The 10,946-nt window shown below is 50.2% G+C and carries 6 protein-coding genes; 1 reads left to right on the top strand and 5 read right to left on the bottom strand.

Translation table 11 applies throughout. The annotated features are described in order from the left end of the window. The 4 genes from CRG49_RS02365 to CRG49_RS02350 all read right to left on the bottom strand — a co-directional run. Positions 1 to 1,805, bottom strand: a 1,805-nt coding sequence (locus tag CRG49_RS02365; RefSeq protein ID WP_198515136.1) for a CRISPR-associated endonuclease Cas3'', incomplete at its 3' end; no start/stop codon positions are given. Positions 1,806 to 1,974: 169 nt separating this feature from the next. Beyond that, positions 1,975 to 3,492: a sodium/proline symporter PutP gene (gene putP / locus CRG49_RS02360; RefSeq protein WP_095502236.1), complete on the bottom strand. Its 1,518-nt coding sequence runs from the start codon at positions 3,490 to 3,492 to the stop codon at positions 1,975 to 1,977. Positions 3,493 to 3,964: 472 nt separating this feature from the next. Beyond that, complete coding sequence (gene dacB / locus CRG49_RS02355; RefSeq protein WP_095502237.1) at positions 3,965 to 5,377, bottom strand: D-alanyl-D-alanine carboxypeptidase/D-alanyl-D-alanine-endopeptidase; 1,413 nt, start codon at positions 5,375 to 5,377, stop codon at positions 3,965 to 3,967. Between the two features lie 339 nt (positions 5,378 to 5,716). Continuing rightward, positions 5,717 to 6,592: an MBL fold metallo-hydrolase gene (locus tag CRG49_RS02350; protein ID WP_198511394.1), complete on the bottom strand. Its 876-nt coding sequence runs from the start codon at positions 6,590 to 6,592 to the stop codon at positions 5,717 to 5,719. 93 nt (positions 6,593 to 6,685) lie between these two features. Between CRG49_RS02350 and CRG49_RS02345 the strand changes: the two genes are divergently transcribed. Next, positions 6,686 to 8,419 carry a SulP family inorganic anion transporter gene (locus tag CRG49_RS02345; RefSeq protein ID WP_095502238.1) on the top strand — a complete coding sequence of 578 codons (1,734 nt, stop codon included), beginning with the start codon at positions 6,686 to 6,688 and terminating at the stop codon, positions 8,417 to 8,419. A gap of 268 nt (positions 8,420 to 8,687) precedes the next feature. Here the strand turns inward: CRG49_RS02345 and CRG49_RS02340 are convergent, their stop codons facing one another. Continuing rightward, a complete protein-coding gene (locus CRG49_RS02340; RefSeq protein ID WP_095502390.1) occupies positions 8,688 to 10,856 on the bottom strand; it encodes a primosomal protein N' in 2,169 nt (722 codons plus the stop codon). Positions 10,857 to 10,946 lie beyond the last annotated feature (90 nt).

Here is a 10,946-nt window from a genome sequence, read left to right as displayed (position 1 = left end):
CCGCCGACCGAGAAAGACATTGGACTATGAGACACCGGGTGATCTGTTTTCAGCAGCCCTTGCCAATGGCATTTGAGCGTTGCACTTGAAATGCGAATGTAAGGGCCTTTGATTTCATCAAAGATGGCTTTGCGGTGTACCGAACATTGATTGGTGCTGAGGTGAAATAAGGCTTCCGGCGGTACATCCTGCCGCTGGCAATATTGATACAGCTCCTGCGCCCATTTTTTGGTATTGACGATAAACAGGCAGCTTGAGGCCGTCTGAAACTGTTCCAGCAAGAATGCGCCGGCTTCACCCACCGGCCAGCCGCCCGCCTTTGGCTTATAGTGAATTTCCACGCGCGATAAATCATCAAATAATTGATTCAGCGTTTTGTTCCGTCCCATAATTTCCGCATTTTCCGCCAGCTTTAACGCCCCCAAATCGGATTTGTGCAATTTATCCAGCAACGGCTGGGTTGCCGTGCACAATACCGCACTAGATTTGCCGAATTGCGTCAGCCAGTTCAGCACATTGCAAAACAGATGTACGCACTTCACCGGCAAGGTTTGGATTTCGTCAAAAATCAGTACACTTTTTGTCATTGCATGCACATGCCGCACACCACGCGTACCGCCGCCGAACCAGGCATCTAGAAACTGCACCATGGTGGTGAAAACAATCGGCTTGTCCCAGTTTTCCGAAAGCAGTTTGTCTTGCCAGTTTTGCTGTTCGGGCTCAAGGTTGGAATGGTGTTCCAGCACCCATTTTTGACATTCGGAACATACACGGCATGAATCGCCGTTATCTTTTGGATTTAAACAATATACTTTACGTACTGCTTCGGCATTTTGGTCAATGATAGAAGTATAAGGAATAATATAAATAATACGGTCAAGCTTGTGCTGTTTGGCGTGATGCAAAGCATATCTCAAACTAGCTAATGTTTTACCGCCGCCGGTCGGCACGGTTAAAGTGTAAATGCCTTGAGGATCATTTGCACGCTTCAGGCAGGTAGCAGAAATCTCACTGCGGACTTCATCAATCGGATAACGGATTTCAAAATTTGCCAAATGCATTTCCAATTTATCAATGGCTTGCTGCCAATCAGGGGATTGATCCAGACGGCGTAAATCTTTCTGCTCCTCCCGTTCAAAATCGGCACTGTTGATGCGGTCGGCATCAATCAGACAACTGAACAGGAAACGGGTTAAACAGCCGATATAGAATTCTTTGATTTTGTCGTTACTGTCAGGATTCTTAAAAATGGCGGCAAGCGGCTTTAATAGCGATTTCACTAAATTTTCGCCCGCCAACTCTTCCGCCCGTATTTTCACCGCCTTATCAGCACGTTGTTCACATTCGCTTAAATGGGTCAGCTCGTCTTCTTTATCAAAGCGTTTTTGCCACACCGCTTCGCCGTTCATACTTAAACAGTCGATCAAGCCTTCGCCGTGATGCGAAGCAATACACAAGCCCAATATTTGCCCGACCAACTCGCCGATGCCGTTTTGTGCCCCGAACTTTTTCAAACGGCGGTAAACCCACTGTGCCCCAGCGGTAGAATGGTCGATTTTCTGACCGTTCGGGAGAACATAGTCATTATCCGCATCGGGATCTTGGCCAGTTACCGCCCTGATATATTCCTGAAACGCCGTAGAATACTTGCCAAAATCATGCATGAGTCCCAGTAATTCACCTGCTTCGGACAATTCCAGCTTTTTTGCCAAAGCCTGAGCAATCGCTGCAGTTTCAATTAAATGAGTTTCAACCGATTGCTCGGCTTTATCAAACGCCCGCACATGCGCAATAGCTTGTTTCACTTCTCTTCCCCTTTCAGCTGATATTGAAATAATCCCATATAGTCATACCAAATCATTGTAACTGCTTACTCTTTGATTTTCACCATAAACAACAAATCAATAAAATTTAAAACACATGAAAAAGCCGTCTGAAAATCTCTTTTCAGACGGCCTCATTTACTTATTCCAATCAGCTTGCTGCGCGATAATCCGCGTCAGCTTTTTCGAATTTTTCAATCACTTCACGGCTGGGCTCTTTGCCTATCAGTGACACAATATAAGTCACCAACCAGCAGGCGATGAAGCCCGGTACGATTTCGTACATGGTGGCCATGCCGGCGTTTTTGAGTGCCGGATTGGCGAATTCTGCCCACAATACCACCACGACGGCACCGGTAATCATGCCCCATAATGCGCCGTTGGCGGTCATGCGTTTCCAGAATACGGATAAGATTACCACCGGGCCAAACGCGGCGCCGAAGCCTGCCCATGCGTAAGATACCAAGCCCAAGACTTTGCTGTCGGGATTACCGGCAATCAGAATGGCAATCACGGCCACGGCCAATACCATGATGCGGCCGACCCATACCAATTCTTTTTGAGCTGCATCTGGGCGCAGGAAGCCTTTGTAGAAGTCTTCAGTGATCGCGCTTGAGCACACCAGCAATTGGCAAGACAAGGTGGACATTACCGCCGCCAAAATCGCGCTCAAAATCACACCGGCGATCCATGGGTTGAACAATAAGGTGGCCAAGGCGATGAACACGCGTTCGTTGTTGCCTTCCATCGCAGACACTTGTTCAGGATGGCCACCAAAATAGGCGATACCGAAATAACCTACGGCTACGGCACCAGATAAGCAGACAATCATCCATGTCATACCGATGCAGCGTGCGCTTTTCAGCGATTGCACGTTTTCAGCAGCCATAAAGCGCGCCAAGATGTGTGGTTGGCCGAAATAGCCCAAGCCCCATGCGGCGGTGGAAATAATGCCCAAGAAGGTGGTTCCGGCAAACAAGCTGCCGTATTCTTGGCCGGTGGTTGCAGCCACGGCTTGTACTGCCGCGCTCATTTCTTCTGCGCCACCCAAGCTCAAGTACACCATTACAGGCGTCAGAATCAGGGCGAACAGCATCAGTGTTGCTTGTACAGTATCCGTCCAGCTCACTGCTAAGAAACCGCCGATAAAGGTATAGGCAATGGTTGCACCCGCACCCAGCCAAATGGCGGTTTCGTAGCTCATGCCTTCAAACAAGCTTTGGAACAAACGCGCACCGGCTACCACGCCTGAAGCGCAGTAAATGGTGAAGAAAAACAGAATAATAATTGCGGAAATCACTTTCATCGCTTGGCCTTTGGCGCCAAAGCGGTGGAAGAAATAATCCGGCAGGGTCAAGGCGTTGTTGGCGTATTCGGTGTGCACGCGTAAACGGCCTGACACAAACAACCAGTTCAGCCACGCGCCGATGGTCAGGCCGATGGCAATCCAAGCCTCGCTCAAGCCCACCGCGTAAATGGCACCCGGCAAGCCCATCAACAACCAGCCCGACATATCGGATGCACCGGCCGACATCGCCGTTACATAAGGGCCTAAGCTACGGCCGCCGAGAATATAGTCGTCAAAGTTGCGGGTAGAAAAATAAGCGGCCAAGCCAATCAGCAACACCGCCACAAGGTATAAACCAAACGTGATATACATGGGATTCATGTTATCGCTCCTCATTTTTAATAAACTTACTTTTGATAAGCAGATTCAGATCTGAGCTTTTTTCTTCTGTTAAGAAAACAACAACTTGGCTTTTATGCGTTTTTCATGCGCATTCAAGACAAATTTATTTCATTTACAATTAGATATGTTTAAATTACATCAAGATTTGTAAATATTTGGTTTCAGCATACCGCAATTCCCGCGCCTTGCAAAGCGACCGGCCATGATTTTTTTGATAATCGAATAAAATCTATTCAATTTTATAAATAAAACAAATATTTACTACATAATTAACCTGCTTTATTTTTGCACCCAACATGAAACTATCTTCCTAGTTTTCAGCTAATCATTTGAAATAAAAAGTAATTGAACAACAGAAGCAATCTGAAATCTTTGTGAAGCTTTTAAATTAACAAACAGGCCGTCTGAAACCCCATGGTTTCAGACGGCTTGTTATATAAATTCAACCTAATCAAACATCTTGCCGCACTTCGCAAGTGTTACCTAATGCCACCCAGCTTTTGCCGCCGGGCAAAACAATTTCCGACACCAGCCTATCCATATCTTTTAAATAAGCATCCGAATTCGGGCTGTTGATCACCACCACCACCACTTTCGGCTGCTCGCCCAGCCAATAGCCGGCCAGCGCACGCACATTTTTAAGTGTGCCGGTTTTCAATCGCAGGTTGTCTCCGGCTTGTTTCAAACGCGTTTTCAGCGTGCCGTCCACACCAGCAATTGGTAAGGTATTGATAAACTCATCTTTATAGCGGCTGAAATAGGCTTGTTCCAATAATTGCCCCATCATTTTCGCGGTGACGCGTTCTTTGCGCGACAAGCCCGAGCCGTTTTCCAGCACCAAATGGGTGGTATCCACACCCGCCATGCCCAATTCCAGCTTCACCGCCGAATCAGCTCGATGCAAGGCTTCATGTAAATCCTTGTCTTGCCCCAGTTTTAAAAACACCGAACGCGCAATCAGATTATTGGAAAACTTGTTCATATCCGCCAAAATCTCACTCAAAGGCTTGGATTGCAAGCTGGCTAAGGTCTTGGCTTCAGACGGCGTGGCGGCGACTTTTAGACCGTCTGAAATCGTGCCCCCGGCAGCGCGCCATTGGTTGATGAAACTGCGGCGGGCAAAATCTTGCGACGTGAGCATGTTCACATACAAAGTCTCGCTCAAGCAGGTTTCCGGCACATTGCCGCTGATAATCAATGCGCCGCCGCTGTATCGTCCGCTCATGTAGTGGCTGATGGATTTGCATTCGGCAGCAGATGGGACAATGGTGGTTTGATTGTCGAGCTTGATATTAGGGAGCGGCGGATTGGTCGTCCACACAATATCACCCAAAGGACTGCGTTCGCCCTTCACCGCCACCACTTTATACGCCAAGCGGTTGGGGTCGGGCGGCGTCATGTAGGTCTCGGCTTCGTCGGCGGCAAATTCCTTGCTGTTTCTGATGTCGCCCCACAGGCTGCGGTCGAGCACCAGTTGTCCGGCAATATTACGGATACCGCGGTCGCGCAATTGCTGCTGCAAAGCAATCAGACCATCTTGATCGAGCACCGGATCGCCGCTGCCTTCCCAATAAATATCGCCGTTAAGCGTGTCACCAACAATAGGCGCCGCACTTTTGAAGTGGGTCGTCCAGCGATAATCCTTGCCCAAGGCTTGAAACGCGGCAAACGCGGTCACCAGTTTCATGGTGGAAGCCGGATTCACCGACACGCCCGAACGGTGGTCAATCTGCACTTTGCCCGTGTCCAAATCCTGCACATACACCGAAATTTCATCGGCAGGGATTTTTCCGAAGTTTAAGGCCATAGCGGGTAACGAGAAGGCGGTGAGCATGAAAAGAGTAAGGCTTTCGCGTAATTTCATTGTGATTTCAAGAGATTGTTTTGGGTAAAACGGCAATATTATAAGCCATTCAGACGGCCTGAGTCTTGGTTTACATAAAAAGGTTGAGACCTTTGCAAAATCCCCATCTTTGGCACATTTCTTCGTTGTGCGCTGCTCGAAAGCTTGCCTATCTTCATGATATGTCTGCGCTTTCTGCGCTGCTACAACTTTGAACTGTACTCAAATCTAGGGTTTTGCAAAGGTCTCAAGGCCGTCTGAAACACATAAAGCATTTCAGACGGCATCCCCAGCAAAGCCGCATGTTCTACACTGCGGCTTTGCGTTTCAGACGGCCATCCCAAACGCCGTCTGAACAAGCTACAACTGATTCAGCGGAATTTTCAGATAGCGCACGCCGTTGTCTTCCGGTTGCGGTAATTGGCCGGCATTAATATTGGTCTGCACCGACGGTAAAATCAGGCGCGGCATGGCCAATGTGGCATCGCGCTCGTCGCGCATTTTGACAAATGCGGCTTTGTCCGTTCCTTGTTTGACATGAATATTACTGCGTTTTTGTTCGCCCACGGTAATTTTGGCAATGTGTGTCGTTCGTTCTTCCGGCGGATAATCATGGCACAAATACAGCTCGGTTTCATCGGGCAACGCCAGCAAACGCTGTATGGAATCATATAAATCGCTGCTGCTGCCTTTGGGAAAATCGCAACGCGCGGTGCCGACATCGGGTGCGAACAAAGTATCGCCGACAAACATCGCCGTTTTCAGGCCGTCTGAAACCAGATACGCCATGTCGGCAGGGGTATGTCCCGGCACATGGATCGCCTTGATGCGCAAGCTGCCTAAACACAGTTCGCTGCCCTCTTCGGTTAGAATATCGAATTGACGTGCATCGGTTTTGAAATCATCGCCTAAATTAAACAAGGGCTTGAATACTTTCTGCACTTTTTCGATGTGTTTGCCGATGACCAAACGCCCGCCCAACTCGCGCTTTAGATAAGGCGCAGCCGATAAATGGTCAGCATGGGCGTGGGTTTCGATGATATATTCAAGCTGCAGCTGGTTTTGCCGCACAAAATCAATCAGTTTATCGGCATTATTATAAGAAACACGGCCGGCTTTAGGGTCAAAATCCAATACCGGATCGATAACGGCACACAGCTTGCTGCCTTCGTCAGTCAAAATATGGCTGAAGGTTTCGGTGTCGGGATCCAAAAACGATTTTATCTGCATGGTCATGTTTTTCTCCTGATTGATTTCATCACGAAACCATTATATTATATTTTTATTATATATAAAATAAAAAATTCTTAGATTTTGTTGAGATTCACTATGCCTTTATCTTTTCTACCTGATTGGCTGCGCCGCTACGACCGCCGCTGTCTGAGCCAAGATATTATGGCCGGGCTGATTGTCGGCATCATCGTGATTCCGCAAAGCTTGGGTTATGCCGCGCTGGCGGGCTTGCCGCCGGTGTATGGTTTATACAGCGCGATTGTGCCGGTATTGGTGTATGCGTGGATTGGTGCGAGCAATGTCAATGCGGTGGGGCCTGTCGCCGTGACCGCCATCATGACCGCCCATGCGCTGCAAAACTACCAACATCTGCCGCCGGAGCAATATGCGCTCTTGGCCGGATTTTTGGCTTTGCTGATGGGTGCATTATTGTGGTTGGCTTCGCTGTTTCGCTTGGGTTGGATTACCCGCTTTATCAGCCAAGGGGTCACGGCCGGTTTTGTCACCGGCGCATCGGTTCTGGTTTTTATCAGCCAAATCAAATTTTTAGTCGGTATTAACCTTTCCGGCAGCACCATCATCGATTACGCCTTGGCGTTTATCCACCGCATTCACACGCTGCATTTGCCGACGCTGATGGTCGGTGCGCTGGCGTTTGGCCTGTTTTTTATCAACCGCTATTATCTCAACCGCTGGTTATCACATTGGCTCGCGCCGAAAACCGCCCAATTTATCGTGCGCCTGCTGCCTTTAATCATCATGATTGCGGCGGTGGTGTTTAGCTTATTGCTGGATTTCCAACACCGCGGTATCGCTGTGATTGAGCATGTGCCGACCAAGCTGCCGCATTTTGTGCTGCCATTTTCAGGCGGCCTGCATGATGTGTTGAACCAAGTCATCCAGCTGCTGCCCACTGCCGCCTTGATTGCGCTGATTACCTTCGTTTCCAGCAATTCCGTGGCCGCCAGTTGCGCGCGCAAACGGCAGGAAGCCTTCGACACCAATCAGGAATTAAAAGGCTTGGGCTGGGCAAACATGTTCGGCGCGTTTTTCCAAAGTTTTCCTGTAGTTGGGGGCTTCTCGCGCACGGCGGTGAATGTCGATGCCGGTGCGCAAACGCCTTTGGCCGGCATCATTTCGGTCGGCGTGATGGCAGCTTTTTTATTACTGCTGACCGATTATCTCGAGCCTTTGCCGTATGCCGTGCTGGCGGCCAACATCATGGTGGCGATTCTCAGCATGATGGACTGGGACACGCTCAAACGCGCCGCCCGCAGCGACAAAACCGATGTCGCCGCGTTTCTGACGGCCTGCTTCGTCGTGTTGCTGTTTGGTTTGAATATTGGTTTGGTGTTAGGGATTTTGGTGTCGTTTGCCGGTTTGATTTGGCAATCAAGCCATCCGCATTTAACCGTTGTCGGCCAAACGGCAGACGGCCACTTCCGCAGCATCAAGCGCTACGCGACCACGCAATACAGCAGCCTGCTGATTGTGCGCATCGATGAAAGCATGTTTTACGGCAATGCCCAGCCCATCCGCCATTATTTGGAACGCACTCTAGCCACGCAACCCGACTACAAGCATTTGATTTTAATGCTTTCCGCTGTGAATAACATCGACTTAACCGCACAAGAAATGTTGCTCGCGCTTAATTACGATTTGCAAAAACAGCAAATTTCGCTGCACTTTGCCGACATCAAAGGCCCGTTGGCAGACAAGCTGCAGCATTCGGTGATGATCAAAAGTCTCTCCGGCAGCGTTTTTGTCAGCACCGCCGAAGCAGTCGATGCCCTGTTAAAAGAAGAAAGCGTGTGGTCGCCGATGATTTGAATGACATGGAACCAAGCAAACAAAGCTGAGACCTTTGCAAAACCCTAGATTTGAGTACAGTTCAAAGTTGTAGCAGCACAGAAAGCGCAGACATATCACTTAGATAGGCAAGCTTTCGAGCAGCGCACAACGAAGAAATGTGCCAAAGATAGGGATTTTGCAAAGGTATCAGGCCGTCTGAATCTTCAGACGGCCTCGTTTTATCTAAAAATATAGTCGTTTAAAGGTGCCGGCAAGGCCGTATTATTCTGATTTATAAAGACTATTTCTACATATCCTGCACATCTACATCCACACTCCAGCGGATTTTGTGGTCGCGGTTTTGCTGCAACACCTGCACCCACAAACTTACCGCATGATGCAAATCCTTGCGTGAAGTCGATTCCAGAAAAAGCTGCGCCCGTTCGCGCTCGGCCAGCCGCACCATCAGCATGGGCGCAGGGCCGAACTGGGTCACGCTCTCTTGCAGCAAGGGCTGAACTAGGGCTTTCATCTCGTTCAAAAAATCCATCGCCTGCGCCACATTCGGCGCATCGGCGCGGATGGCCGTCTGAAAACCGAATGGCGGCATGGCAAACATTTCGCGCTCGCTCAATTCGTTGGCAGCAAAATGGCGGTAATCCTGCGCCTTCACAGCGGCAAATACGGCATGGTCGGGCAATTGCGTCTGTATCAGCACCTGCCCTGCTTTGTCGGCACGTCCCGCTCGACCGGATACTTGCATCAGCTCGGCAAACAAACGCTCGGGGGCGCGGAAATCGGAGCTGTATAAGCTGCCGTCGGCATTCAGCACAATCACCAGATTCAGCCGCGCGAAATCGTGCCCTTTCGCCAGCATTTGCGTGCCGACCAAAATATCCACGTCATCGGCAGCAATGCGTTGGTACAAATCCGCCCAATCGTCTTTGTGTGAGGTGCTGTCGCGATCCACGCGCACCACTTTGGCTTGCGGCAAGAAATTTCGCAGCGTTTCTTCCACGCGCTGCGTGCCGTGGCCGACGGCGGTCAAATCCTGATTGCCGCAATCGGGGCATTTATAAGGCACCGGCTCGCAGTGGTCGCAATGGTGGCAGCGCAATTGCCGCGCGCGTTGGTGCAACACCATCTTGGCCGAACAATTCGGGCAGCCGAAGGTATGGCCGCAATCGCCGCAAAACAAGGCCGGTGAAAAGCCGCGGCGGTTGAGATACACCAGCGACATGCCACCCGCTTCAAAATTTTGCTGAAGCAATTTCAAGGCTTGCGGCGAAAAGCCGTTGTCGAGTTTCAGACGGCCTACATTTAAAACCTCCACTTGCGGCAGCTGCGCGGCAGTGTGGGCCCGTTCGGTCAATTCAAGCAACTGATAAGCGCCGCTTTGGGCTTTGTGCCAGCTTTCCAGACTCGGCGTCGCGCTGCCCAACACAATCGGACAATCCGCCTGCTTCGCCCGCCACACCGCCAAATCACGGGCATGGTAGCGCAGTTCGTTGTCTTGTTTAAACGATGAATCATGTTCTTCATCCACCACAATCAGGCCAAGTTCACTCATCGGAGTAAACACCGCCAGCCGTGTGCCGATCACCAACTTTGCCTGTCTCGACATCGCGCGCAAATAATCCTGCGTGCGTTTTCCTGCGGCGGTTTGGCTGTGTAGCACGGCGGTCAGCACATCTGCAAAACGGTTTTGCACGCGCTTCAACAGCTGCGGCGTCAAATTGATTTCGGGCAGTAAAAACAACACCTGTTTGCCCTGCGCCAACACTTGGGCAATCGCATCGAAATACACTTCGGTTTTGCCGCTGCCGGTGATGCCGTAGAGCAAAAACGGCTGAAACTGCCCAAAGGCCGTCTGAATCTGCTGCGAAGCGTGTTGCTGCTCGGCGTTTAATATGTGTTCAGATGGCATCAATTTGGGCGCGGCGGCATGAAACGTGTCTATCCAGCCTTGTTCCGCCCATTCGTCTAACAATTTTTCTGCTTGGCTGTGGATTTTTTTTAAAACGGATAGCGTCAGGCCGTCTGAAAGCAAAGCCTCCCACACGGCGCGTTTTTTATGGAAGCGCTCGGGCGGCGGCGTTTGCGCCCTGCCGGATTCGTTTAAACGGTAAAACAGCGGCGGCTCGGGCATGGCCACAGGCTTGGTTTCCTTCAAGCCTTGCGGCAACGCGGTGAACACGGCCTGCCCCAGCGGATAATGGTAATAGCGCGCGGTAAACGCCAACAATGCGCGCCAATCCTGCGGCAGCGGCGGTTCGTCGGTAAAGGCCGTCTGAACACTTTGAATCTTGCGCACATCAATATCGGGCATGACATCGTTTGCCCACACCATGCCGACTTGCGGTTTGTTGCGAAACGGCACCACCACGCGCGTGCCAACCGGCAAGGCTTCGTGGTGCGCATAAGTCAGCAGGCCGTCTGAAAGCGGCACATTAAGGGCAATATGATGATAAATCATGATTCAAATCAATTAGTTTGGGTTTCGCGCGCCTGATGTTTCAGACGGCCTGAAAAAAGCCATTTTATCAGCAAGCGATACAGCAATAAA

Source organism: Neisseria sp. N95_16 (genome assembly GCF_002551535.2).
Lineage (GTDB): Bacteria > Pseudomonadota > Gammaproteobacteria > Burkholderiales > Neisseriaceae > Neisseria > Neisseria brasiliensis.
Note: the sequence above shows the minus strand (reverse complement) of the source record. Positions and strands in the feature narration are given on the sequence as shown.